Annotated in this window: 20 protein-coding genes; 10 read left to right on the forward strand and 10 right to left on the reverse strand. The window is 70.9% G+C overall.

Features of this window, described 5'->3' with window-relative positions:
• The first annotated feature begins 352 nt into the window (after positions 1 to 352).
• A complete protein-coding gene (locus tag OG395_RS58130) occupies positions 353 to 1,096 on the forward strand; it encodes a sensor histidine kinase (RefSeq protein WP_442818739.1) in 744 nt (247 codons plus the stop codon).
• Positions 1,097 to 1,163: 67 nt separating this feature from the next.
• Here the strand turns inward: OG395_RS58130 and OG395_RS06670 are convergent, their stop codons facing one another.
• Positions 1,164 to 1,781: a response regulator transcription factor gene (locus OG395_RS06670; protein WP_327242050.1), complete on the reverse strand. Its 618-nt coding sequence runs from the start codon at positions 1,779 to 1,781 to the stop codon at positions 1,164 to 1,166.
• A 121-nt stretch (positions 1,782 to 1,902) separates the two neighbouring features.
• Here OG395_RS06670 and OG395_RS06675 point away from each other — a divergent pair, with 121 nt between their 5' ends.
• Entirely contained in the window at positions 1,903 to 3,591 is a 1,689-nt protein-coding gene (locus tag OG395_RS06675; RefSeq protein WP_327242051.1) for an AMP-binding protein, read from the forward strand.
• 71 nt (positions 3,592 to 3,662) lie between these two features.
• On the opposite strand, the gene OG395_RS06680 is transcribed toward OG395_RS06675, so the two are convergent.
• From OG395_RS06680 to OG395_RS06705, 6 genes are all read right to left on the reverse strand, one after another.
• Positions 3,663 to 4,619 (reverse strand): electron transfer flavoprotein subunit alpha/FixB family protein, encoded by a 957-nt coding sequence (locus OG395_RS06680; protein WP_327242052.1) that lies wholly within the window; start codon positions 4,617 to 4,619, stop codon positions 3,663 to 3,665.
• A 21-nt stretch (positions 4,620 to 4,640) separates the two neighbouring features.
• Positions 4,641 to 5,432, reverse strand: a complete 792-nt coding sequence (locus tag OG395_RS06685) for an electron transfer flavoprotein subunit beta/FixA family protein (RefSeq protein ID WP_327242053.1) — start codon at positions 5,430 to 5,432, stop codon at positions 4,641 to 4,643.
• Positions 5,433 to 5,445: 13 nt separating this feature from the next.
• Positions 5,446 to 6,237: an enoyl-CoA hydratase gene (locus OG395_RS06690; RefSeq protein WP_327242054.1), complete on the reverse strand. Its 792-nt coding sequence runs from the start codon at positions 6,235 to 6,237 to the stop codon at positions 5,446 to 5,448.
• The gene (locus tag OG395_RS06695; protein WP_327242055.1) at positions 6,234 to 7,316 is read right to left on the reverse strand and encodes an enoyl-CoA hydratase/isomerase family protein; all 1,083 of its coding nucleotides are present in this window, start codon (positions 7,314 to 7,316) and stop codon (positions 6,234 to 6,236) included. Before OG395_RS06695 ends, OG395_RS06690 begins: the two co-directional genes overlap by 4 nt.
• Positions 7,313 to 8,461 carry an acyl-CoA dehydrogenase family protein gene (locus OG395_RS06700; RefSeq protein WP_327242056.1) on the reverse strand — a complete coding sequence of 383 codons (1,149 nt, stop codon included), beginning with the start codon at positions 8,459 to 8,461 and terminating at the stop codon, positions 7,313 to 7,315. The genes OG395_RS06695 and OG395_RS06700 overlap by 4 nt, the downstream gene beginning before the upstream one ends.
• A gap of 92 nt (positions 8,462 to 8,553) precedes the next feature.
• Complete coding sequence (locus tag OG395_RS06705) at positions 8,554 to 9,462, reverse strand: LysR family transcriptional regulator (RefSeq protein ID WP_327242057.1); 909 nt, start codon at positions 9,460 to 9,462, stop codon at positions 8,554 to 8,556.
• Between the two features lie 108 nt (positions 9,463 to 9,570).
• Between OG395_RS06705 and mmsB the strand changes: the two genes are divergently transcribed.
• From mmsB to OG395_RS06740, 7 genes are all read left to right on the forward strand, one after another.
• On the forward strand, positions 9,571 to 10,458 hold the full coding sequence (mmsB, locus tag OG395_RS06710; protein ID WP_327242058.1) for a 3-hydroxyisobutyrate dehydrogenase: 888 nt from the start codon (positions 9,571 to 9,573) through the stop codon (positions 10,456 to 10,458).
• Positions 10,459 to 10,538: 80 nt separating this feature from the next.
• A complete protein-coding gene (locus OG395_RS06715; RefSeq protein WP_327242059.1) occupies positions 10,539 to 11,930 on the forward strand; it encodes an MFS transporter in 1,392 nt (463 codons plus the stop codon).
• Positions 11,931 to 11,983: 53 nt separating this feature from the next.
• Positions 11,984 to 13,477, forward strand: coding sequence for an aldehyde dehydrogenase family protein (locus OG395_RS06720; protein WP_327242060.1), 1,494 nt, complete (start codon positions 11,984 to 11,986; stop codon positions 13,475 to 13,477).
• Positions 13,478 to 13,480: 3 nt separating this feature from the next.
• Positions 13,481 to 14,656, forward strand: coding sequence for a CaiB/BaiF CoA transferase family protein (locus OG395_RS06725; protein WP_327242061.1), 1,176 nt, complete (start codon positions 13,481 to 13,483; stop codon positions 14,654 to 14,656).
• Between the two features lie 14 nt (positions 14,657 to 14,670).
• A complete protein-coding gene (locus tag OG395_RS06730; protein WP_327242062.1) occupies positions 14,671 to 16,260 on the forward strand; it encodes an acyl-CoA mutase large subunit family protein in 1,590 nt (529 codons plus the stop codon).
• A gap of 26 nt (positions 16,261 to 16,286) precedes the next feature.
• Complete coding sequence (locus OG395_RS06735) at positions 16,287 to 16,706, forward strand: cobalamin B12-binding domain-containing protein (protein ID WP_327242063.1); 420 nt, start codon at positions 16,287 to 16,289, stop codon at positions 16,704 to 16,706.
• Positions 16,703 to 17,500 (forward strand): ABC transporter ATP-binding protein, encoded by a 798-nt coding sequence (locus tag OG395_RS06740; protein WP_327242064.1) that lies wholly within the window; start codon positions 16,703 to 16,705, stop codon positions 17,498 to 17,500. The genes OG395_RS06735 and OG395_RS06740 overlap by 4 nt, the downstream gene beginning before the upstream one ends.
• Before the next feature lie 184 nt (positions 17,501 to 17,684).
• Here OG395_RS06740 and OG395_RS06745 read toward each other — a convergent pair whose 3' ends face one another.
• On the reverse strand, positions 17,685 to 20,189 hold the full coding sequence (locus tag OG395_RS06745) for an ATP-binding SpoIIE family protein phosphatase (RefSeq protein WP_327242065.1): 2,505 nt from the start codon (positions 20,187 to 20,189) through the stop codon (positions 17,685 to 17,687).
• A 76-nt stretch (positions 20,190 to 20,265) separates the two neighbouring features.
• Complete coding sequence (locus OG395_RS06750; RefSeq protein ID WP_327242066.1) at positions 20,266 to 21,030, reverse strand: zinc ribbon domain-containing protein; 765 nt, start codon at positions 21,028 to 21,030, stop codon at positions 20,266 to 20,268.
• Here OG395_RS06750 and OG395_RS06755 point away from each other — a divergent pair.
• Positions 20,948 to 22,408 carry an MFS transporter gene (locus OG395_RS06755; RefSeq protein WP_327242067.1) on the forward strand — a complete coding sequence of 487 codons (1,461 nt, stop codon included), beginning with the start codon at positions 20,948 to 20,950 and terminating at the stop codon, positions 22,406 to 22,408. The genes OG395_RS06750 and OG395_RS06755 overlap by 83 nt on opposite strands.
• A 143-nt stretch (positions 22,409 to 22,551) precedes the next feature.
• Here OG395_RS06755 and OG395_RS06760 read toward each other — a convergent pair whose 3' ends face one another.
• Positions 22,552 to 23,787: a tetratricopeptide repeat protein gene (locus OG395_RS06760; RefSeq protein WP_327242068.1), complete on the reverse strand. Its 1,236-nt coding sequence runs from the start codon at positions 23,785 to 23,787 to the stop codon at positions 22,552 to 22,554.
• Between the last annotated feature and the right edge of the window lie 375 nt (positions 23,788 to 24,162).

Consider the following 24,162-nt stretch of genomic DNA (forward strand, 5'->3'; position numbering starts at 1 on the left):
CCGCATACGCCACGAGCACGGCTTCGACATCGCCCTCGCCGGACTGGTCGAGGACCGTGACCTGGTGTTGCGCATCTGGGCGGGAACCCAGTTCGACGCCCTCCACGACCTGCCCATTCCCCTGGGGCTCGGCGTGGGCGGCCGGGTGGCCGCCGTCGGCCGGCCGGTGGTCGTCGGCGACTACTGCCGCTCCGACCGGATCACCCATGATTTCGACTCCCAGGTCAGCCGGGAGCGGGTCACGGGCATGGTCGGCCTGCCGATCGGCAGTGGGACGGCACGGGGTGTGATCTACGGTGCCCAGCGGAACGCGACGGAGATCAGTGACAGGACCGTCGATGCACTGGGGCGGATGTCCCGCCTCGCGACCCTCGCGGTGGACGTGGCCGACGGCGCGGCCACGCTCGCCGACACCTCGGTGGCCGCGGAGCGGCGGCGCATCGCCGAGTCGCTGCACGACAGCGTGGGCGCGATGTTGTTCGGCATCGGCTCCTCGTTGCGCCAGTTGCAGACCGAGGCGCGCGAGACACCGTACGTGGCCCAGCGGCTCGCCGTGATCGAGCACCAGCTGTCGCTCGCGGGCAGCACGCTGCGCGAGTCCGTATCCCGGCTGCACGACGCACGGTCCGAGCGTGACCCCGGCCGCCTCGCGGCCGATGTCGCGGGGTCCGTGCACAGCTTTCAGCTTCGTACGAGCATCCCCGCAAGCTTCGTACCGGTCGGGCGTACGCCGGAGCTGGACCCCGAGCGACGGGCGGTCCTGGTCCGCGCGGTGGACGAGGCGCTGCTCAACGTGGAGAAGCACGCACGGGCCCGGTCCGTGGTGGTCACCCTCGCCGCCTACGACGACCGGGTGAGCATCGCGGTCATGGACGACGGCGTGGGCCACCCGGAACCGGACGAGACGCCGGAGGGTCGGGCGAGGGGCGGTTCCGCGGCGGCGGAGGATGGTCCGGCGACGACTGGCACCGGCGTCGGCCTGCCCGCCCTGCGCACCAGGGTGGGGCGGCTGGGCGGCTCGCTGCGGCTGGTGCTGGAGGATGACGGCACAACCCTGCGGTGCGATGTCCCGCTCCCGCGCCCGTCGGTGTCCTGACGGCAATGGCGTATCGGCGGGGTAGCCCCGCCGGTACCGACCGGGGCCGACGACCAGCCGCCCCCGGTCAGAGCAGATGCTCCTCCCGGGCCCGCCGTACAGCCTCGACCCGGTTACGGGCGCCCAGCTTCTGCATGGCCGTCTGAAGGTACGTCTTGATGGTGTTGCGGGCCAGGCCGAGATCCTCGGCGATCTCGGGGTTGGTCTTGCCGGTCGCGGCGAGCCGTACGACCTCGTACTCGCGTCGGCTCAGCGACAGTTGGAACAGGCGGGCCTGGAGCATCGCCCCGCCCGACTCCATCAGGCGCGGGTCGACCACCCGGACTCCCGCGGCGATGCGCCGCAACTGCTCCACGAGGTCCGTGTGGGTGACGTCCTTGAGCAGACAGCCATGGGCGCCGGCCGACATCGCCGCGTCGAGCGCCGCGTGGTCCTCGAATGCGGTGAAGATCACAACACGGGTGGCCGGCGAGACGGCCAGCACACGCGGCAGCGCCTCGCTCCCGAGCATGTCCGGGAGCCTGAGGTCGAGAAGGACGACGTCCGGACGGAGCGCCGCGGCCAGCTCGACCCCTTCGCGCGCCATACGGGCCGAGCCCACGACCTCCAGGTCAGGGGCGTCGCGGACGAGCGAGCGGACTCCGTCGCAGACCACTGGATGGTCGTCGACGATGAGCAGTCGCACGGTCTGTCCTGCGGAAACATGTACCACGTTGATGAACTCTCCTCTCCACCTGGAGGAACCGGAACGGACCAGGGGGATGAAATATCGGGGTGACAGTACCGAAACATCAAGGAGATGGGCCATGGGCTCGGTCGATGACTTCTTTTCCGCCCGCGAGGTGCTCCTGCGTCACCGGGTCGACTACGACGCCGCACGCCGCGAGTTCGAGTGGCCGCGGCCGACGACGTTCAACTGGGCCCTGGACTACTTCGACCGTATCGCCGACGGCAACGACCGGCGCGCATTGTGGGTCGTGGACGAGGACAGCGGCGAGCAGACACGCACGTTCGCCGAGCTGTCCCGGCGCTCGAACCAGGTGGCCAACCATCTGAGGGCCCTCGGCCTGCGGCGCGGGGACCGAGTGCTTGTCATGCTGGGCAACGTCCCCGAGCTGTGGGAGGTCATGCTCGGCGCGATAAAGCTCGGGGTCGTGGTCATCCCGGCCACGCTGCTGCTCAGCCCCGACGATCTGGCGGACCGGCTGGATCGCGGCCAGGTGCGTGCCGTGATCGCCGCCGAGGACGTCACGGAGCGCTTCGCGGGTCTGCCGGGGGCGGACCTGCGGATCGCCGTGGGACCGGGCGCGCCCGAGGGCTGGATGTCGTACGCGGCGGTCGACACGGCCTCGGAGGACTTCACGCCGGACGGCGAGACGCCGGCGGACGACCCGATGCTGCTGTACTTCACCTCGGGGACGACCTCGAAGCCGAAGCTGGTGGAGCACAGCCACACCTCGTATCCGATCGGGCATCTGTCCACCATGTACTGGATCGGGCTCCAGCCCGGCGACGTGCACCTGAACATCTCGTCCCCCGGCTGGGCGAAGCATGCCTGGAGCAACCTGTTCGCGCCGTGGAACGCCGAGGCCACGGTGCTCGTGTTCAACTACGGCCGCTTCGACGCCACCCAGCTGCTCGACGTGCTGGTCCGCTGCGAGGTAACCACCATGTGCGCCCCTCCCACGGTGTGGCGCATGCTCATCCAGACGGACCTGGAGAAGTACGACGTCAAGCTGCGCGAGCTGGTCGGCGCCGGGGAGCCCCTCAACCCGGAGGTCATCGACCAGGTCCGCAAGGCCTGGAGCCTCACCATCCGTGACGGCTTCGGACAGACCGAGACGACCGCCCAGATCGGCAACACCCCCGGTCAGCCGCTCAAGCCCGGTTCGATGGGCCGCCCGCTGCCCGGCTACCGCATCGCGCTTCTCGACCCGGAGGGCAATCCGGCCGGGGAGGGCGAGATCGGCCTCGACCTGGCCCGCCGCCCGGCCGGCCTGATGCGCGGCTATCGCGACGACGACGAGCGCACCGCCGAGGCCATGCGCGGCGGCTTCTACCGCACCGGGGACGTCGCCTCGCAGGACGCCGACGGCTACGTCACGTACGTGGGCCGCGCCGACGACGTGTTCAAGGCGAGCGACTACCGGATCTCACCGTTCGAGCTGGAGAGCGTCCTGATCGAGCACTCGGCGGTCGCCGAGGCCGCCGTGGTGCCCTCGCCGGACCCGGTGCGGCTTGCCGTCCCCAAGGCGTTCGTGATCCTCACCGGCGACCACGAGCCGAGCCCGGAGCTCGCCCGCGACATCCTGCGGTTCACCCGCGACCGGCTCAGCGCCTACAAGCGCATCCGCCGCCTGGAGTTCGCCGACCTTCCCAAGACCATCTCCGGGAAGATCCGGCGGGTCGAGCTGCGCGGGCAGGAGCAGCAGCGCGACGAGCGGCGCCGCCCGAACGAGTACTGGGAGTCGGACTTCCCCGACCTCAAGGGCTGACCCCGAGAGCACCCCCAACGCCGAGGCCCCCTGCTCCTGGAGCAGGGGGCCTCGGGCCTGAGGGCGGCGGATCAGCCCTTACGGGTCCTGATCTCCTCGGTGAGCTGCGGGACGACGTCGAGGAGGTCGCCGACAACGCCGTAGTCGACGAGGTCGAAGATCGGGGCCTCGGCGTCCTTGTTGACGGCGACGATGGTCTTCGAGGTCTGCATGCCCGCGCGGTGCTGGATCGCGCCGGAGATGCCGGCGGCGATGTACAGCTGCGGCGAGACCGACTTGCCGGTCTGGCCGACCTGGTGGGAGTGCGGGTACCAGCCGGCGTCGACCGCGGCTCGCGAGGCCCCCACGGCCGCGCCGAGCGCGTCGGCCAGTGCCTCCACGGCGGTGAAGTCGCCGTTGACACCTCGGCCGCCGGCGACCACGATCGCGGCCTCGGTCAAGTCCGGGCGGCCGGTGGACTCGCGTGGGGTGCGCGCGGTGACCTTGGTGCAGGTGGCCATCGCGCCGAAGGAGACCGTGAGGGCCTCGACGGCGCCGGCGGCCGGGGCGGCCTTGACCGGGGCCGAGTTCGGCTTGACGGTGATGACCGGGGTGCCCTTGGAGACACGGGACTTGGTGATGTACGACGCGGCGAAGGCCGATTGTGTCGCTACCGGGCCGCCGTCGCCGGCCTCCACGTCCACGGCGTCCGTGATGACGCCCGAACCGATGCGCAGCGCCAGACGCGCGGCGATCTCCTTGCCCTCGGCGGAGGACGGGATCAGCACAGCGGATGGGGAGACGGCCTCGTACACGGCCTGGAGGGCGTCGACCTTCGGGACGACGAGGTACTCGGCGTACTCGGACGCCTCGTGGGTCAGCACCCGGGTCGCCCCGTGCTCGGCGAGCGCGGCGGCGGTGTCGGCGGCGCCGTTGCCCAGCGCGACGGCGACTGGCTCGCCGAGACGGCGGGCGAGGGTCAGCAGCTCAAGGGTGGGCTTGCGGACGGCTCCGTCGACGTGGTCGACGTAGACGAGGACTTCAGTCATGGGACATCGACTCCTGGGATCTCAGACGAACTTCTGGCCCGCGAGGAACTCGGCCAGCTGCTTGCCGCCCACGCCCTCGTCGGTGACAACGGTGCCCGCAGTGCGAGCCGGACGCTCGGCGGCCGAGTCGACCGCCGTCCACGCGCCTTCCAGGCCGACCTCCTCGGCCTCGATGTCGAGGTCGGACAGGTTCCAGGACTCCACCGGCTTCTTCTTGGCGGCCATGATGCCCTTGAAGGACGGGTAACGGGCCTCGCCCGACTGGTCCGTCACGGAGACGACGGCCGGGAGGGAGGCCTGCAGCTGTTCGGAGGCGGTGTCACCGTCACGGCGGCCCTTCACCAGCCCGCCCTCGACCTCGACCTCGACCTCGACCTCGGAGAGCAGGGTGACCTGCGGGACACCCAGGCGCTCGGCCAGGAGGGCCGGGAGGATGCCCATCGCGCCGTCCGTGGACGCCATCCCCGAGATGACCAGGTCGTAGCCGGCCTTCTCGATCGCCTTGGCAAGGACCAGGGAGGTGCCGAGGGCGTCGGTGCCGTGCAGGTCGTCGTCCTCGATATGGATCGCCTTGTCGGCGCCCATGGAGAGCGCCTTGCGGAGCGCTTCCTTGGCGTCCTCGAGGCCGACCGTGAGCACGGTGACCTCGGCGTCGTCCGCCTCTTCGGCGATCTGGAGCGCCTGCTCGACCGCATACTCGTCGAGCTCCGAGAGCAGGCCGTCGACGTTCTCGCGGTCGACGGTCAGGTCATCGGCGAACTTCCGGTCGCCGGTGGCGTCGGGCACGTACTTCACACAGACAACGATCTTCATAGCGCTGTTCCTTTCAGCGGTGCGTGAACGTGGACGGGCGCTTCTCCGCGAAGGCCGCCATGCCTTCCTTCTGGTCGGCGGTGGCGAACACCGCGTGGAACAGGCGGCGTTCGAACCGCACCCCTTCGGCGAGGGTCGTCTCGAAGGCGCGGTCGACGGCTTCCTTGGCCATCATGGCGACGGGCTTCGACATGCCCGCGACCGTCTCGGCGACCGCGAGGGCCTCGGAGAGCAGCTGGTCGGCGGGGACGACGCGGGAGACCAGGCCGGCGCGTTCGGCCTCCGCCGCGTCCATCGTGCGGCCGGTCAGACACAGCTCCATGGCCTTCGCCTTGCCCACGGCACGCGTAAGGCGCTGGGATCCGCCGATGCCGGGGATCACGCCGAGCTTGATCTCGGGCTGGCCGAAGACGGCCGTGTCCGCGGCGAGCAGGATGTCGCAGAGCATGGCGAGTTCGCAGCCGCCGCCCAGGGCGTACCCGGAGACCGCCGCGACGGTCGGGGTACGGACCCGCCCGAGCCGGTCCCAGGCCCCGAACCAGTCACTGAGGTACATGTCCATGTACCCCTGGGGCTGCATCTCCTTGATGTCGGCGCCGGCGGCGAAGGCCTTGGCGGAGCCGGTGAGCACGATGCAGCCGATCTCCGGGTCGCGGTCCAGGGCCTCGGTGGCGGCCACGACCTCCTCCATGACCTGGAGGTTGAGGGCGTTGAGCGCCTTGGGCCGGTTGAGCGTGAGCCGGGCGGTCCTGCCCTTGCGTTCGACGAGGATGGTCTCGTACGGCGTGGCGGCGGTGTCCGTCATGACTGTGCTCCGATCTCTTCGGCGAAGGAGAGGTCATGCCGGCCCAGCGGCCTGAAGAAGCGGGCCACGTCGGCGTCCGTCACCTCGGCGAGCGTGCGCGGGGACCAGTGGGGGTCGCGGTCCTTGTCGATGACCTGGGCACGGATTCCCTCCACCAGGTCCGGGGAGGAGAGGGCGGCGCAGGCGATGCGGTACTCCTGCTCCAGGGCCCTTTCCAGGGAGTCGAGTTCACGCGCGCTTCGCAGGGCGGCGAGGGTGACCTTGACCGCGGTCGGCGACTTGGTGTGGATCGTTCCGGCGGCCTCCTTGGCGGCGGCGACGCCGGTGTCGAGCAGCCTGCGGACGATCTCCTCCACGGTGTCGGCGGCATAACACTCGTCGATCCAGTCGCGCTGGTCGGCCAGTTCACCGGGCGGCGGCTCGGCGGCGTAACGGCCGACCGCCTCGTTCGCGGGCGTGTAGCTGAGTGCCGCGACGAGGTCGGGCAGCCGCTGCGACGGGACGAAGCAGTCGACCAGGCCGCAGAGTCGGGCGTCGGCGGCGCCGATGGGTGCGCCGGTGAGCGCCAGATGGGTGCCGAGCTCTCCGGGGGCACGGGAGAGCAGGTAGGTGCCGCCGACGTCGGGGACGAAGCCGATGCCCGTCTCCGGCATCGCGATCCGGGAACGCTCGGTGGCCACGCGCACGCTGCCGTGGGCGGAGATCCCGACGCCGCCGCCCATGACGATCCCGTCCATCAGTGCGACGTACGGCTTGGGGTAGCGCGCGATCCTGGCGTTGAGCCGGTACTCGTCGTACCAGAAGTCCGCCGAGGCCATCCCGCCGCTGCGGGCGTCGTCGTGGATGGAGCGGATATCACCGCCCGCGCAGAGTCCCCGTTCCCCCGCCCCGCTGATCACCACGGTGTCGATCCGGGGATCGGTCTCCCATGCGGTCAGCGCGTCGTCGATGCGGCGCGCCATGATGTGACTCAGGGCGTTGAGGGCCTTGGGGCGGTTGAGGGTGAGGTATCCGGTGCGGCCCCGGACCTCCACGAGGACGGAGTCGTCGGTGATCCGGGGGGACGCGGGGCCGGTCATCGGGCGGCTCCGATCAGACTCCGGGCGACGATGAGGCGCATGATCTCGTTGGATCCTTCGAGGATCTGGTGGACCCGGAGGTCACGGACGATCTTCTCGATGCCGTACTCGCTCAGGTAGCCGTATCCGCCGTGCAGCTGGAGCGCGCGGTCGGCGACGGCGAAGCCGGTGTCGGTGGCGAACTGTTTGGCCATGGCGCACAGTTGGGGGGCCTGGGGGTCCTCTCGGTCGACGGCGCCGGCCGCCTGCCGGACCAGGGCGCGGGCGGCCGCGAGTTCGGTGGCCATGTCTGCGAGGCGGAACTGGAGCGCGGAGGACTCGATGAGTGGGGCGCCGAAGGCCTCGCGGTCGGAGAGGTAGGCGCGGCTGCGGTCTAGGGCGCTCTGGGCCCCGCCCAGGGAGCAGGCGGCAATGCCGAGCCGGCCGCCGTTGAGTCCCTTCATGGCGATGCGGAACCCGTCGCCCTCGCCGCCGATCCTGCGGTCGGCGGGGATGCGGACGCCGTCCAGGATCACCTGGCGGGTGGGCTGGGCGTTCCAGCCCATCTTCTTCTCGTTGGGCCCGAACGACAGCCCCGCGTCGTCGCGTTCGACGACGAAGGCAGTGATTCCGCCAGGTCCGTCCTCGCCGGTGCGGGCCATGACGATGTAGACGTCGGTGGCGCCCGCACCGGAGATGAACTGCTTCACGCCCGTCAGGACGTAGTGGTCGCCGTCCCGTTCAGCACGGGTACGCAGTGCGGCGGCATCGGATCCCGCACCGGGCTCGGTGAGGCAGTAGCTGCCGAGGGCGTCCATGGAGCACAGGCCGGGCAGCCAACGTGCGCGCTGGGTGTCGTCGCCGAAGCGGTCGATCATCCAGGCGACCATGTTGTGGATGGAGAGGTAGCCCGCGATGGTGGGGCAGCCGACGGCGAGTGCTTCGAAGACGAGGACGCCGTCGGAGCGGGTGAGGCCGGAGCCGCCCCACTCCTCCCCCACGTACACACCGCCGAGGCCGAGTTCGGCGGCCTTGCGCAGGACGTCGACGGGAAAGTGTTTCTGCTGGTCCCAGGCGTCGGCCCGCGGGGCGAGGTGTTCCTGCGCGAAGTCCAGCGTGGTCTCGACGATGGCCAGCTGGTCCTCGGTGAGGTTGGTGGTCAGCATGGAGTCACCGTCCGTTCATGGATGTGTCGCTCATGCGCTCATGCTGAGGGCGAAGCGGAGGGACCAGTACCTCCGGATAGAGAGGGAACTCTTCAGCGGGGGTGCAACACGTCCGCCCGCTCCTCGAACCACTCCGTCAGGTGCTCGCACACGATCCGTACGCGCTCCACGTTGAGCAGGGCGGACGGCACGATCATCCAGAACGTGCGCGTGACCTCGAGCTCCGCCGCGAGGACGGGGACGACCCGGGGGTCGCTCTCGGCGAGGAAGGCCGGCAGCAGGCCGACGCCCATCCCGGCGGCGACCGCCTCCAGCTGAGCGAACACGCTGCTGCTGCGGAAGGCGAAGGCGGCCGTCTCGGAGACCTGGTGGAAGACCCGCAGCTCGGGCAGGTCGAGCAGCGACTCGATGTACCAGACCATCTCGTGTTCGGCGAGGTCGTCGGGGGTACGGATGGGTGCCCGCTCCCGCAGATAGCCGGGGGACGCGTACAGCCGCATCGCGTACGTGCCGAGCGGTCTGGCGTGCATCCGGGGCAGCTCCGGCCGGTGCAGCGTGACGGCCACGTCGAACTGGCCCGTCTGGTGGCTGATCAGCGCGCTGGTCGTGACCAGTTCCAGGTCGATGCGCGGGTGCCGGGCATGGAGCGGCGCGAGCGCCGGCGTGACGAGCAGCGAACCCGCCGCGTCCGTGGCGATGAGCCGTACGAGACCCGAGACCGGGCGGCTCTCGTCGTCCGCGTCGGTGAACGCCAGGACCGCCTCCGCCTCGATCCGCTCGGCGTGCGGCAGCAGCCGTCGCCCGGCTCCGGTCATGGTCCAGCCCGTGGGCGTCCGCTCGAAGAGCCGGTGGCCGACGGCCTTCTCCAGGGCGGCCACCCGACGGGAGACCGTGGTGTGCTCGACGCCGAGCCGTTCCCCGGCCGCGACCATGCGCCCATGGCGGGCCAGCGCGAGGAAAAAGCGCAGGTCGTCGAGGTTGACCTTTCCGTAGCTGTGCATATCTGCACACTACCTGTGCCGAAGTGCCTCTTGCTCGTGCAGGTGTGCAGGTCCGACCTTGGACGCCAACACCCCGACACGAACTCCACGATTCCCGGAGGTAGCACGATGACGACCGTCGGATTCATCGGTCTCGGCAACATGGGCGGCCCCATGGCCGCCAACCTCGTGGCCGCCGGGCACGAGGTGTACGGCTTCGATCTCTCGGCCGACGCCGTCGTGGCCGCCCGCGAGGCCAAAGTCGCCATCGCCGGCTCCGTCGCGCACGCCGTCACGAAGGCCGAGGTCGTCGTCACGATGCTGCCGACCGGGCGGCACGTGCAGGACGTGGTCCTCGGCGAGGACGGCGTGCTCGCGCACGTCGGCCCCGGCACTCTCCTGATCGACTCGTCGACCATCGACATCCAGAGCGCGCGCGCCGTCCACGAGGCGCTGACCGACCGCGGGCTGCCCATGGTGGACGCCCCGGTATCCGGCGGCGTGGCCAAGGCCAGGGCGGGCACGCTCACGTTCATGGTCGGCGGCACCCCGCACGCCTTCGCGCTCGCCGCCCCGTACCTCAAGGCGATGGGGGCGAACATCGTCCACACCGGCGCCGCCGGTGCGGGGCAGGCCGCCAAGATCTGCAACAACATGCTCTTCGGGACCACGATGACGGCCGTCGCCGAGGCCTTCGTCCTCGCCGAGCGCCTCGGTCTGGACGCCAGCAGCCTCTACGACATCGTCAGCAGCTCCTCCGGCGACAGCTGGGCGCTCCGCAACTTCTGCCCCTGGCCCGGCCTCGTCGAGGGCTCGGCCGCCGACAACGGCTACCGGGCCAACTTCGCCGCCGCGCTCATGAGCAAGGACCTCCGCCTCGCCCTGACCGCCGCCGAGGAGGCCGGGGTCGAGCTACCTGTCTCGGGCCGCGCCGACGCGGTGTTCGCGGCGCTCGCCTCGACCGAGGGTCACCTCGACGCGTCCGCGGTGATCCGCGAGATCCGCGGCAGGGACTGACCCCGCTCTCACCTTCGGGCCTTCCCTCCCCGCCCCTGCGCCCCCATTCCCCCCGCTCCGCCTCCGCAAGGTGTTCCGCCATGCCCCACTCCCCCAGCACTCGCCCCTCCACCTCCCTGGCTAAGGTCATCGGCGCTGGAGTCGTCGGCACCACCGTCGAGTGGTACGACTTCTTCCTCTACGGCTCCGCCGCCGCTTTGGTCTTCAGCAAGCTCTTCTTCCCCTCAGCCGACCCGCTCGTCGGCACCATGCTCGCCTTCCTCACCTTCTCCGTCGGATTCGTGGCGCGCCCCGTGGGCGGCATCGTCTTCGGTCACTTCGGCGACCGGATCGGCCGCAAGAAGCTGCTGACGCTCAGCCTGATCCTGATGGGCGGCTCCACGTTCCTCATCGGCCTCCTGCCGACGTACGCCACCCTCGGCGCCGGCGCCGCCGCGGCGCTCGTCGCCCTGCGGTTCGTGCAGGGCTTCGCGATCGGCGGGGAGTGGGGCGGCGCCGTCCTCCTCGTGGCCGAGCACGGCGACCGGCGACGCCGCGGACTGTGGGCGAGCCTGCCGCAGGCCGGCGCACCGGCGGGCAACCTGCTCGCGGCCCTCGTCCTGTGGATCCTGTCGGTGACGCTCAGCCAGGAAGCCTTCCTGGCCTGGGGCTGGCGCCTGCCCTTCCTCCTGTCAGCGGTCCTTGTGGCGGTCGGCTACTGGATCCGCGTCTCGGTCGACGAGTCCCCCGCCTTCCGTCAGGCCCAGGCTCTCGCCGAGGCCGAGCGGGCCGCCGACGCCGGACCGAAGGAGCGCGCACCGCTGCTCCAGGTGCTGAGCCGGCACCGCCGCGAGGTGCTGTGCGGGATGGCCGCGCGGCTGGTCGAGAACATCTCGTACTACGTGATCACCGCGTTCGCCCTGGCCTACGCCGCCGACACCCTCGGCATGCGCCGCGATCTGGTCCTGGGCGGGCTCATCGTGGCCAACGCCTGCCACCTGCTGGCCATCCCGGCGTTCGGTGCTCTGTCCGACCGGCTCGGGCGACGGCCCGTCTACCTGACGGGCACGGTGCTGATGGGCGCCTTCGGGTTCGTGATGTTCCCGCTCCTGGAGACCCGCGACGCGGTCGTGGTCACCGCGACGCTGGTGGCCGGGATGGTCGTGCACGCCCTGATGTTCGGCCCCCAGGCGGCGTTCTTCGCCGAGATGTTCAGCACCCGGATCCGCTACTCCGGCGCCTCGTTCACGTACCAGGTCACGAACATCGTCGGCGGCGGCCTCGCGCCGCTCATCGCCCTCTACCTCCTCGACCGCTTCGGCTCATGGCAGCCGATCGCCGTCTATCTCGCCGCGGCCGCGCTCGTCTCGGCCATCGGCGTCCTGCTCGCCCGGGAGACTCGCGGCAACGACATGGACGACGAGGCACCCGTCCGCCGGCGGACCGACGGCACCGAGCCGGCGCCGGGAGCCCTCACCGCACCACTCGGCTGATCCGCTCCCTCCCCACCCCCTTCACACCTCACGCTCCGAAGGACCCGACCATCATGACCATCCAGCAGCACACCACCCCCCTGTCCGAGCACCACGTCGGTGACGCCCCCATGCTGATCGCCGGTGAGTGGACCGAGGCCGCGGACGGCTGGTGGATCGACGTCGAGAGCCCGCGCGACCGGACGATCCTCGGCCGGGTCCCGCGCGGCGGAGCCGAGGACGTCCGCAGGGCCGTGGACGCCGCGTCCCGCGCCTTCCCCGGGTGGCGGGACCTGCGGCCCCGCGACCGCGGCGACCTCTTCCGCCGGATCGCCGACGCCCTGGAGCCGGAGCAGGAGCGCATCGCCCGGCTCCTCTCGCTGGAGAACGGCAATGCGATCCGCACCCAGTCGCGCGGCGAGATGCAGTTCGTCGTCGACGCCTTCCGCTACTTCGCCGGAGTCGCCGGCGAGGCCAAGGGCGAGAGCATCCCCCTCAACCCCCAGGTGCTCGACTACTCACGGCGCGAACCGCTCGGCGTCGTCGGCGCCATCGTGCCCTGGAACGCCCCGCTCATGCTCTCCGCGCTGAAGATCGCCCCGGCCCTGGTCACCGGCAACACCCTGGTCCTCAAGCTGGCCGAGGACGCCCCGCTGGCCGTCCTGGCCGTCGCACGCGTCTGCCAGGAGTTCCTGCCGAAGGGCGTGCTGAACGTGATCACCGGCTACGGCACCGAGGCCGGCGAGGCCCTCACCTCCCACCCCTCGGTCGCCAAGCTGTCCTTCACCGGCTCCACGGCCGTCGGCCGCCGCGTGATGGAGAAGGGCGCCGAGCGGATCGTCCCGGTGTCGCTGGAACTGGGCGGCAAGAGCCCGCAGATCGTGTTCTCCGACGCGGACGAGGACTGGGTGGTGGACGGCACCATCAGCGGAATGCGGTTCTTCCGCCAGGGCCAGTCCTGCACCGCCGGCTCCCGGCTCTTCATCCACGAGTCCGTCTTCGACTCCTTCGTCGGCAGGCTCGTGGACCGGCTGTCCAAGCTGGTCATCGGCGACCCGGTCGACGAGGCCAGCGACCTGGGCACGATCGTCAACGCCCGACAGTTCGACCGGGTCAGCGAGTACATCGCCGAGGGGATCGAGCAGCCCGGCGTGGACCTCGCGCTCGGCGGCCTGCCGCCCACGGAAGGCCCCCTCGCCCAGGGCTGGTACCACCGGCCCACGGTCTTCGCCGGCGTCGACAACTCCTGGCGGATCGCCGCCGAGGAGATCTTCGGCCCGGTGGTCTGCGCCATCCCGTGGCGGGACGAGGCGGACGTGATCCGCATGGCCAACGACACCCACTACGGCCTCGCCGGATACGTCTGGACCCACGACCTCGGCGCCGCACTGCGCACCGCGCACGCTCTGGAGGCCGGCTGGGTCCAGGTCAACCAGGGCGGTGGCCAGGTGCTCGGCCAGTCGTACGGCGGCTTCAAGCAGAGCGGCATCGGGCGGGAGTTCTCCCTGGAGGGCATGCTCGACAGCTACACCCAGCGCAAGCACGTCTCCGTCCACCTGGAGCGCTGAGCCATGAACACCGCCACCACCACGGGTCCGCTGGCGGGCCTGGTCGTCGTCGACCTCTCCCGCGCCCTGGCCGGACCCCAGACCGCCATGATGCTCGGCGACATGGGCGCCCGGGTCATCAAGGTCGAGGCCCCGGGCACCGGTGACGAGTCGCGCGGCTGGGGACCCCCGTTCGTCGGCCCCGACGAAGCGCCCGAGTCGACGTACTTCCTGTCCTGCAACCGCAACAAGGAGTCGGTCACCGCCGACCTGAAGTCTCCCGAGGGCGTCGATCTGCTGACCCGACTCGTCCGGCACGCCGACGTCCTGGTGGAGAACTTCCGGCCGGGTGTGATGGACCGGCTCGGCTTCTCCGCCGCCCGCCTGCACGAGCTCAACCCGCGCCTGGTGATCCTCTCCATCAGCGGCTTCGGCCACGACGGACCGCAGGGCGGACGCGCCGGCTACGACCAGATAGCCCAGGGCGAGGCCGGTCTGATGAGCCTCACCGGGCCCGACCCCGAGAGCCCGACGAAGGTCGGGGTGCCCATCGGGGACGTACTCGCCGGGATGAACGGCGCGTACGGGGTGGTGTCCGCACTGTACGAGCGCGAGCACACCGGGCGGGGCAAAGTCGTACGCACCTCACTGCTGGCCTCGATCGTCGGCGTCCACGCATTCCAGGGCACCCGCTACACGGTGGCCGGCGAGGTGGGCCGGGCCGCCGGAAACCACCACGTGGCGATCGCCCCGTACGGACTGTTCCGCTGCGACGGAGGAGCGATACAGGTGGCGGCCGCCAACGACGCCCAGTGGGTGAGGTTCACGGAGATCCTCGGCCTGGACACCGCCGACGCCCGCTACGACAGCAACGTGCGGCGTGTGGCCCACCGCGACGAGCTCGTCGCGGACATCGAGAAGGCACTGCTCGAACGGCCGGCCTCGCACTGGCTGCCCCTGCTCGACGCCGCCGGGGTACCGGCCGGCGAGGTCCGCACCCTCGACCAGGTCTACGACTGCCCGCAGACCCGCTCCCAGGGCTTGGTCATCGAGGTCGACCACCCCTCGCTCGGCACCATCGAACTCCCGGGCCCCGCAGTCCGGTTCGACGACGGCGGGCGGGCACGGCACATCGCCCCGCCCCGGCTCGGCGAACACGACGACACCGTCCGTGCCTGGTTGCACGGCCTGGACGCCTGAGGAAAGAAACGCACATGACAGCGACACCACGTCCGTCCGAATCCGGGCTGCCCATCGAGCCGGTCTACGGGCCGGACGCCCTGGACGGTTGGGATCCCGCCGAGAAGCTGGGCGAGCCGGGCTCGTACCCCTTCACGCGCGGTGTGTACCCCTCGATGTACACCGGGCGGCCCTGGACGATGCGGCAGTACGCCGGCTTCGGCACCGCCGTCGAGTCCAACGCCCGCTACAAGCAGCTCATCGCCAACGGCACCATGGGCCTGTCGGTCGCCTTCGACCTGCCGACCCAGATGGGCCACGACTCGGACGCGGCGATCTCCTCGGGTGAGGTCGGCAAGGTGGGTGTGGCGATCGACTCGATCGACGACATGCGGGTGTTGTTCGACGGGATCCCGCTGGACAAGGTCTCCACGTCCATGACGATCAACGCCCCCGGCGCGCTCCTTCTCCTCCTGTACCAGCTGGTCGGCGAGGAGCAGGGGGTTCCGGCGGACCAGCTGACCGGCACGATCCAGAACGACGTACTCAAGGAGTACATTGCGCGAGGCACGTACATCTTCCCGCCGAAGCCGTCGCTGCGGCTGATCGCGGACATCTTCAAGTACTGCCGGGCCGAGATCCCGAAGTGGAACACGATCTCGATCTCCGGGTATCACATGGCGGAGGCGGGTGCGTCGCCGGCGCAGGAGATCGCGTTCACGCTGGCTGACGGCATCGAGTACGTGCGTACGGCCGTCGCGGCGGGTATGGATGTCGACGACTTCGCCCCGCGCCTGTCATTCTTCTTCGTGGCGCGGACGACGATCCTGGAGGAGGTCGCGAAGTTCCGTGCGGCCCGCCGGATCTGGGCGCGGGTGATGAAGGAGGAGTTCGGCGCGAAGAACCCGAAGTCGCTGATGCTCCGCTTCCACACCCAGACTGCCGGTGTCCAGCTGACCGCCCAGCAGCCCGAGGTCAACCTGGTACGGGTCGCCGTCCAGGGCCTGGCGGCCGTCCTCGGCGGCACGCAGTCGCTGCACACCAACTCCTTCGACGAGGCCATCGCCCTCCCGACGGACAAGTCGGCGCGTCTGGCGCTGCGCACGCAGCAGGTCCTGGCCTACGAGACGGACGTGACGGCAACGGTCGACCCGTTCGCGGGTTCGTACGTCGTCGAGAAGATGACGGACGACGTGGAGGCCGCGGCGCTTGAGCTGATGGCCAAGGTCGAGGACATGGGCGGCGCGGTCAACGCGATCGAGCGCGGTTTCCAGAAGAACGAGATCGAGCGCTCGGCGTACCGGATTGCGCAGGAGACCGACAGCGGCGAGCGCGTCGTCGTCGGCGTCAACCGCTACACCATCGACGTCGAGGAGCCTTACGAGCCGCTGCGCGTCGACCCAGCGATCGAGGCCCAGCAGGCCGAACGCCTCGCCAAGCTCCGCGCCGAACGCGACCAGGCGGCCGTCAACGCGGCCCTCGCCGAGCTGAAGAAGGCGGCCAAGGGCACGGACAACGTCCTATACCCGATGAAGGACGCGCTCAGGGCCCGGGCGACCGTCGGCGAGGTCTGCAACGCACTCCGCGAGGTCTGGGGCACCTACGTCCCCATCGCGACCTTCTGACCGAGATGCCAGAACAGGTGACGCATATGACGACAACTCCCCTTCCTCTCAGGGTCCTTGTGGCCAAGCCCGGCCTCGACGGACACGACCGCGGAGCCAAGGTGATCGCCCGCGCGCTGCGGGACGCGGGCGTCGAGGTGATCTACACGGGCCTCCACCAGTCGCCCGAGCAGATCGTGGAGGCCGCGATCCAGGAGGATGCCGCCGGGATCGGCCTGTCCGTCCTGTCCGGCGCCCATCTCACCCTCTTCGCCAAGGTCGTCAAGTTGCTGAAGCAGCGGGACGCGGCCGACATCACGGTTTTCGGTGGGGGCATCATCCCCGAGGCGGACATCGGTCCGCTGGAGCGCATGGGCGTCGCCCGCGTCTTCACCCCCGGGACGCCCACGCATGACGTCGTGGACTGGGTCAGGGCGCACGTCGGGGCCGGGGTGGTGCCCGCATGACCCGCGCCGTGGCCGAGCTGGCCGGCGTGAGCGTGCTGCGCCACCCGACCGGTCAGGTCGTCCTGGACCGTGTCGACTGGCGGGTCCGGGCCGGTGAGCACTGGGCGCTGCTCGGGCCGAACGGTGCGGGCAAGACGACCCTGCTGCGGCTGATCGGCGCGCAGGCGCACCCCACGAGCGGCACGGTGGAGGTGCTCGGCCACCGGGTCGGCCGCGTGGACCTGCGCGCGCTGCGCTCCCGTATCGGCTTCGTCTCACCGATGCAGGAGGTGCCGCACCACGCGACCGCGCACACCGTCGTCCTGACCGGGGCGACCGGAACCGTGCAGCCGCTGTGGCGGGAGTACGATCCGGCCACGCGCGACCGGGCCCATGAGCTGCTGGCCGAACTGAACTGCAAGGAGCTCGCCGACCGCCCGTACGGCGTGTGCTCCGGCGGCCAGCGCGCCCGGATCCTGATCGCGCGGGCCCTGATGTGCGACCCGGAGCTGCTCCTGCTCGACGAGCCGTACAACGCGCTCGACCTTCCGTCGCGGGAGGACGTGATCGACGCGATGCGGGGCCTGGCGTGGGGGCGGCCGGAGCTGGCGACCGTCACGGTCACCCACTACCTGGAGGAGCTGCCCGGCAGCACGGGCCATGCGCTGCTGCTGCGCGAGGGCCGGGTGCAGGCCCATGGGACGGTCGACGACGTGCTGACCGGCACACTCCTCACGGCCTGCTTCGGCCGGCCCGTCGAGGTCGAGCGGCGCGGTGGCCGCTGGGCCGCCCGATCGGCGGCCTCGGGCCGGTGATGCCGCACGCTCCGTGGTCCGCGTTCCCCGTCACGTGACCCGGCTTGGGCCGGTGCCGTGACCTCCAGACCGCCGTGCCTCGGCCCGGAACGGTATCGCCCGCCTCCTCGCGATCCGTTTCCGTCCCCCCGTAGGGCCGGGGCACGGCTTCGACCGGCCCGCGACCGCCTGCCCGCCCGTCTGTTCACAGATCGGCGGGCAGTCGCTGTTCCGCCCAGATAGTCTTGCCGTTCGCCGTGTGGCGGGTTCCCCAGCGTTCGCTGAGCTGGGCGACGAGCAGCAGTCCTCGGCCTCCCTCGTCATACGTGCGGGCCCGGCGCATGTGCGGAGCGGTGCTGCTCGCGTCGGAGACCTCGCAGACCAGGCCGCTGTCGCGGATCAGGCGCAGGCTGATGGGTGGGCGGCCGTAGCGGATGGCGTTGGTGACCAGTTCGCTGACCATGAGTTCGGTGACGAAGGCGGTCTCCTCCAGACCCCAGAGGCCGAGTTGTCCGGTGGTCAGTTTGCGGGCCCGCGCGACCTCGACCGGGTCGGAGTCGATGTCCCAGGCGGCGACCTGGGAGTCGTCGAGCGTGCGGGTGCGCGCGACGAGCAGGGCGATGTCGTCCGACGGCGGGCCTGCGAAGGAGGCGTCCAGGACGGCGTCGCAGATCTCCTCCAGCGACTCCGCCGGTTCGGCAAGGGCGCGGCGCAGCGGCACGAGACCGACGTCCAGGTCCGCTCCTTGGACGAGGCCTTTGGTGTACAGCGCGAGGACGCTGCCCTCCGGCAGGTCCAGTTCTGTCGACTCGAACGGCAGGTCGCCCTGGCCCAGGGGCGGGCCGACGGGCAGTTCGGGGAAGTCCAGGGAGCCGTCGGGTCGCAGGACGGCGGGGCCGAGGTGACCGGCGCGGGCCATCGCGCACGTGCGGGAGATCGGATCGTAGACGGCGTAGAGGCAGGTGGCGCCCACCTCGCCGCCCTCGGGCCTGTCGGTCGGCTCCTGTCCGGGCATTCCCCGCTCTTGTCCGGGCACTCCGGCCGGTGCCTGGTCGCCCCGTACGACGAGATCGTCCAGGCGCGTGAGCAGTTCGTCGGGCGGGAGGTCCAGGTCGGCGAGGGTGCGGACCGCGGTGCGCAGCCGCCCCATGGTGGCGGAGGCGTGTACTCCGTGGCCGACGACCTCGCCCACGACCAGGGCCACCCGGGCGCCGGGCAGCGGGATCACGTCGTACCAGTCGCCGCTCACCCCGCCGTCGGCGCTACCCGGCAGGTAGCGGAAGGCGACGTCCACGGCCCCCTGCCGGGGCGTGTGCCGGGGCAGCAGGCTGTGCTGGAGGGTCAGAGCGGTATTGCGTTGCAGCGTGTACTGGCGTGCGTTGTCGATGGCCAGGGCGGCCCGGGCGGCCAGTTCGCCGGCCAGGTGCAGGTCCTCCACGTCGAAGGGCTCGGGGGTCCGGTGCCGCAGGAAGATCACCAGGCCCAGGGTGGTGCCCCGGGCGAGCAGCGGTGCGACGAGGTACGAGTGGATCCCGTACGTCCGGGCCCGCTCGGCGCGGGCCGGTTCCCGGGCCAGCCACCGCTCCATGTCCGGGTCCGTGATGCGGTGCCGCAGGGCGCGACCTGTACGGAGGGCCAGTTCCATCGGCGAGTCCGGTGCGATGAAGTCCGGCTGCCCGGTGCGTATCGCCGATTCCGGGAAGCCCTCCAGGACGGACTGCTGGGCGATCCGGTGGTAGGTCGAGGCGGCCCGGCTGCCCACCGGTTCCGGAGAGAGGCCGCGGAGCACGGAGTCGAGCAGGTCGACGCCCACGTAGTCGGCGAACCGCTCGGTGGCCACGTCGGCCAGTTCCTGGGCGGTCCGAATGACGTCCAGGGTGGTACCCACGCCCTCCCCTGCCGCGCTCATGAGGGAGAGCCTGCGCCGGGCCAGATCCTGGTCGGTGATGTCGAGGACGGCGATGGACGTGCCGCGTACCCGGCCGTCGCCGTCTCTCAGCGGGTAGACGAAGTTGGAGTAGACGCGGCTGCGGCCGACCTCGGGGGCGCTGCCGGAGATCCGTACCCGCAGCGCTTCCCCGGTACGCAGCACCTGGTCCGACAGTTGTTCCAGGCGGCGGTAGGGCGGGGCGGAGCCGACTTCACCGAGCCGGCGGCCGAGGGCGCCCTCCGCGGTGACGGCCATGGCCCGGTACGCCTCGTCGTTGGCTCCCACCATGTGGTTGTTCTGATCGAACACACCCAGGGCCAAGGGCAGTTGATCCAGCGCCCAGCCTATGAGCGCCGTCGCCTCACCGCCGTCCGTCTCTCCCCGTCCGGGGAACTGTCGCTCCACGCCGGCCTCGCCGATCAGGAGCACCCACGTCGTATCGTCTGCTGTGCCGTGCATGGGTGCGGCGTGCACGTCCGCATCCACGCTCCGGCCGTCGCGGTGCCGCAGGGCCGCGCGGCTGCTCCATTCGCGGCCTTCGGCGAGAGCCCGACTCAGCGAGTCCGGCACGGGTCCGTCGAAGAGCTCGGAGCCGGGGCGCCCGACGATCTGGTCCGAGCGGTGGCCGAGGAGGAGCTCGGCGCCACGTGCCCAGGAGGTCACTCGCCCTTGTGCGTCCACGCACACCACGGCCGGGGACCACACACCGCCGGTCCCGCCTGTCCCGCCCGAGCGGCCGTCCGGTTCCGCCGTGCCGCCCGCGCTGTCTGTCTGCGCCATGCCGAACCCTGCCGTCCCGCACCGTGCGACCAGCCCCCGGTCCCTGCATCCAGAGTGGACCCGCCTGGGCGGCGGCTCAACCCGCGCCGCGGGTCCAGCCGTCCAGGGAGACCTCGTCGCAGAGCCGGACCACGGGTTCGCGTCGAACGATCCGGCCATCAGGGGCCGTGATCGTGGCGGCCGCCCTGGCGAGCCTGACCCGGATGCCGGGGCGCACGGCGTGCGGCGGGCCGTCGACCACGCAGCGCACGACGAACCCTTCCAGCATCCGCACGGGCCACACTGCTTCCGGCGCCGTGGGGCCGTACCGGCGGGGCACCACGACGCCCACGCCCTCACTGCGCTCCGCCACCAGGTCGGTGGACCAACAGGCCGGGCAGAGGAGCCGCCGGACGGTCATCGTGCGGCACCAGGCACAACGCTGGAAAAGAAGTTCCACTTCGTCGACCCCGCCCTTTGCGGACCGTTCGGGCCGTGACACCTGTTCTGTGCCGGCTACTCGCGCGTAAAACACGCTGCACTCCCTTCGGATTCTCGAAATCCGCCGAATGCGGACGCAAAAGAGGAGAGCAACATATGGCACTCGGTGCCATGGAGAAAGAGCGGAGTTCCCCCAGCTGGAGAGGGTCTGTGCAATTCGGAAACATTCCCCCCCTCTCCAAGTGGGGGTGGTGCTGTGGCCCACGACACTCCATCTTCGTGTCACCCCCGCCGAGAGGAGCGACGATAACGTCGCTTCCCGCATTCCGGAGTCGCACATGTCCCAGCCCCCTGCCCGCACCGCCGGGAAATCCGCTTCGCTCCCCAGAATCATCATGGTGAGCAGTGCCGGATCGGCCATCGAGTGGTTCGACTTCTTCAGCTACGGCACGGCCGCCGCCCTGGTCTTCAACACATTGTTCTTCCCGGTGTCCGATCCACTGGTCGGCACCCTGCTCGCTTTCTTGACGTTCGCCATCGGTTTTGTCGCGCGTCCGCTCGGCGGAATTGTCTTCGGGCATTTCGGTGACCGCGTGGGGCGCAAGCCCGCGCTGGTGACCGCGCTGTTCCTGATGGGCGGCTCGACGGCACTGATCGGGCTGCTGCCGACGTACGACACCATCGGCGTCGCCGCGCCGCTGCTGCTCGTCGTGCTGCGCCTGCTCCAGGGCATCGCCGTCGGCGGCCAATGGGGTGGGGCGGTGCTGATCGCCACCGAGAACGCCCCGCAGGGGCGGCGGGGCCTGTACGGGAGCTTCGCCCAGCTGGGCGTGCCGGCCGGCCTGATGCTCTCCAGCCTGGTCTTCCTGCTCACCACGTCCGCGCTCGACGAGAAGCAGTTCGCGGTATGGGGCTGGCGGGTGCCGTTCCTGTGCAGCATCGCTCTGATCGTCGTGGCGATCTTCGCCCAGTTCAAGCTGGAGGAGACGGAGGACAGCCGCCAGGCCAAGGAGGAGCGCGAGGCGTCCGGCACTTCCCGTTCTCCGGTCGTCGAGGTGCTGCGCAAGCACCCCCGGAACGTGCTGCTCGCCGCCGGCGCGGTCGTCATCGTCGGCGCGGGCTTCTACCTCTTTGTCACGTACATGCTGGCGTACGGCACCATGGTCCTCGGCATACCGAAGAGCACCCTGCTCAACGCCGTCCTCGTCGGCGCCGCGCTCCAGATACCCGCGCTGATGGCTTTCGGTGCCCTCTCCGACCGGATCGGCCGGCGCAAGGTGTACCTGACGGGCGCGCTCGGCATGGGTCTGTGGGCGTACCCCGCGTTCGTCCTGATGAACACCGAGCGCTGGCCGCTGGTCACCCTGGCCCTGGTCGTCGGGCAGCTGCTCTTCGCCTTGCATGTACGGCCCGCAGGCGGCCTTCTTCTCCGAGCTGTTCACCGCGCGGGTGCGCTACTCGGGTGCCTCGCTCGGCTACCAGCTCGGCGTGATGCTGGGCGGCGCGTTCACGCCGATCGTCGCGACCTGGCTGTACGCGAAGTACGACTCGTTCGTTCCGGTGGCCGGCTTCCTGGCCGTCGCGGCGGCAGTCTCCTGCGTGTGCGTGCTCGTTCTCAGCGAAACGTACCGGCAGGGGGCGAAGACGGAGCCGGCGGCCACGGCCGACGCGCCCGACGCCCACGACGAGGTGTCGCTGACCGCGAGCTGACGTCCCGCTTCGGCACCGAGCGGCCTCCGTCGTCCGACGGAGGCCGCTCGTCGTGTGCCCCCTCGGACGGTCTTCTCACCCCGCCGTGACGTCGAGCGCGGCCCGCGCCTCTGTACGGCAGGCCTCGGCGCGGTCCGGGTGGCCCGCGGCGTCCAGGGTGGTCGCCAGTTCCGTGAAGGCGATCACGACACCGTGCGGATCGGCGAGTCGCAGACGAAGGTGCAGGGCCTGTTCACCGCACTCGATGGCATCCCGGCACCGCCCCAAGGCGCGGTGGGCGTGGCGGCGCCGAGGAGCGCGTACACCTCCCGGTAGACGTTGCCCTGGCGCGGGCCAGGGCGCGGCTTCGGTGCTGGCAGTCCACGGCCTCGGCATGGCGGCCCTGGCCGCAGCGGATCAGGCCGAGGATGTTGAGCGTTGCCGCGGCCGATTCCGGTGTCCCGCTGTCGTCGTGGAGGGCGAGCCCGTCCGCGCATGCCTGCTCGGCACGGTCCAGGGCCCCTTGGCGGAGGTGGAGCAGGGCCAGGTTGTCCACGGCGATGGCGGCGTCGGCGACCTGGTGCGCGGTGCGGTGGATCGCCAGGGCCCGTTCGAGGCAGACGGTGGCCTCGGCGTACTCGTCGCGCTCCAGGTGGACCAGACCGAGGTTGTTCAGGACCCGGGCCTCGCCCCGGGTGTCGCCTGCGGCTGTGAACAGATCGGTGGAGGTACGGAGCTCGCGTCTGGCTTCATCGAGGCAGTGGCGGGCGGCGGCCAGAGTACCGAGTTCCAGCCGGCCGGTCGCCTCCGCGAGCGGGTCGGGTTCGGGTTCGGCGCGCGCGAGCCGTACGGTCTCCCGCGCCAGGTTCTCCAAGTCCCGCCAGTGACCACAGCGCTGGAGGAACCCCCGCAGTCGGGTGGTGAGTTCAGCGAGGACGACGGGTGGGATCGCGCCGGTGACGGCGGCTTGCAGCGCCGCCCCCAGAATGGTGCCGCGCGCCTCCTCCAGCCAGGCGAGAGCCTCTTCCGCGGTGGCGAAGTGATGCTCCGCGTAAGGGGTTTCGGCGCCTCGATAGTCCCTTCCGGCGCTGTGGCCGGGGCGGAGCAGCAGGTCCGCGGCGTGGACGGCGGCCAGGTGGCTGCGAGTGAGTCTGCCCAGCATCACGTTCAGGGTGGTGTCCCGGCCCAGACCGCCGCTGAGGCCTCGGCCGAAGACCCTGAGCAGGTCGTGGAACCGGTAGCGGTCGTGCTCGACGCGGATGGACGGCCGCTGGTCGCCGACCCCGATGTCCGGCAGGAAGACCTCCAGGAGATGGGCGTCCGTCAGAGCCTCAAGAAGCCCTTCGGCGCAGTGATCGGTCACGCCGAGGGCCGAGGCCGCGTCGGACACTCCGAGGTCCGGCACGGCGAGGAGGCTCAACAGCCGGAAGGCGAACTTGGCTTCGGCGTCCGGAAGGCCGTCGTAGCTGACCCGGAGACTGCTCGCCACCACGAGATCCCCGCGGCAAGTTCACGCAGTCGGCGCTCTTCGTCGCGGAGTCGGCGGGCCATCGCCCTGAAGACTCCGGGCGGCCGTCCGGCGACTCTGGCCGCGACCACGCGCAGGGCCAGCGGATGTCCGGAGCACACCTGGAGGACGTCCTCCACGCTCGCGGGCTCGCCGTCGACGCGGGACCGCTCCGACCGCCTGGCGCAGCAGCCCACGCGCCTCTTGGCGGTCCAGGGGTCTCAGACTCAGCACGGTCCTGGTGGACAGGTCGGTCAGCCGGGACCGGCTGGTCACCAGGACCAGGCAGTCCCCGGAGGCCGGCAGCAGCGGTCGTACCTGCGCCGCCCGGCGGGCGGCGTCGAGCAGCAGGAGCAG

It is taken from the genome of Streptomyces sp. NBC_01320, assembly GCF_035974375.1.
In the GTDB taxonomy this organism is placed as follows: Bacteria; Actinomycetota; Actinomycetes; order Streptomycetales; family Streptomycetaceae; genus Streptomyces; species Streptomyces yanii.

Coding starts and splice junctions, on each gene's coding strand:
- OG395_RS58130 (WP_442818739.1), top strand. CDS start 353: ATGTCCCGCCTCGCGACCCTCGCGGTGGACGTGGCCGACGGCGCGGCC.
- OG395_RS06675 (WP_327242051.1), top strand. CDS start 1,903: ATGGGCTCGGTCGATGACTTCTTTTCCGCCCGCGAGGTGCTCCTGCGT.
- OG395_RS06680 (WP_327242052.1), bottom strand. CDS start 4,619: ATGACTGAAGTCCTCGTCTACGTCGACCACGTCGACGGAGCCGTCCGC.
- OG395_RS06685 (WP_327242053.1), bottom strand. CDS start 5,432: ATGAAGATCGTTGTCTGTGTGAAGTACGTGCCCGACGCCACCGGCGAC.
- OG395_RS06690 (WP_327242054.1), bottom strand. CDS start 6,237: ATGACGGACACCGCCGCCACGCCGTACGAGACCATCCTCGTCGAACGC.
- OG395_RS06695 (WP_327242055.1), bottom strand. CDS start 7,316: ATGACCGGCCCCGCGTCCCCCCGGATCACCGACGACTCCGTCCTCGTG.
- OG395_RS06700 (WP_327242056.1), bottom strand. CDS start 8,461: ATGCTGACCACCAACCTCACCGAGGACCAGCTGGCCATCGTCGAGACC.
- OG395_RS06705 (WP_327242057.1), bottom strand. CDS start 9,462: ATGCACAGCTACGGAAAGGTCAACCTCGACGACCTGCGCTTTTTCCTC.
- mmsB (WP_327242058.1), top strand. CDS start 9,571: ATGACGACCGTCGGATTCATCGGTCTCGGCAACATGGGCGGCCCCATG.
- OG395_RS06715 (WP_327242059.1), top strand. CDS start 10,539: ATGCCCCACTCCCCCAGCACTCGCCCCTCCACCTCCCTGGCTAAGGTC.
- OG395_RS06720 (WP_327242060.1), top strand. CDS start 11,984: ATGACCATCCAGCAGCACACCACCCCCCTGTCCGAGCACCACGTCGGT.
- OG395_RS06725 (WP_327242061.1), top strand. CDS start 13,481: ATGAACACCGCCACCACCACGGGTCCGCTGGCGGGCCTGGTCGTCGTC.
- OG395_RS06730 (WP_327242062.1), top strand. CDS start 14,671: ATGACAGCGACACCACGTCCGTCCGAATCCGGGCTGCCCATCGAGCCG.
- OG395_RS06735 (WP_327242063.1), top strand. CDS start 16,287: ATGACGACAACTCCCCTTCCTCTCAGGGTCCTTGTGGCCAAGCCCGGC.
- OG395_RS06740 (WP_327242064.1), top strand. CDS start 16,703: ATGACCCGCGCCGTGGCCGAGCTGGCCGGCGTGAGCGTGCTGCGCCAC.
- OG395_RS06745 (WP_327242065.1), bottom strand. CDS start 20,189: ATGGCGCAGACAGACAGCGCGGGCGGCACGGCGGAACCGGACGGCCGC.
- OG395_RS06755 (WP_327242067.1), top strand. CDS start 20,948: ATGTCCCAGCCCCCTGCCCGCACCGCCGGGAAATCCGCTTCGCTCCCC.
- OG395_RS06750 (WP_327242066.1), bottom strand. CDS start 21,030: ATGGCCGATCCGGCACTGCTCACCATGATGATTCTGGGGAGCGAAGCG.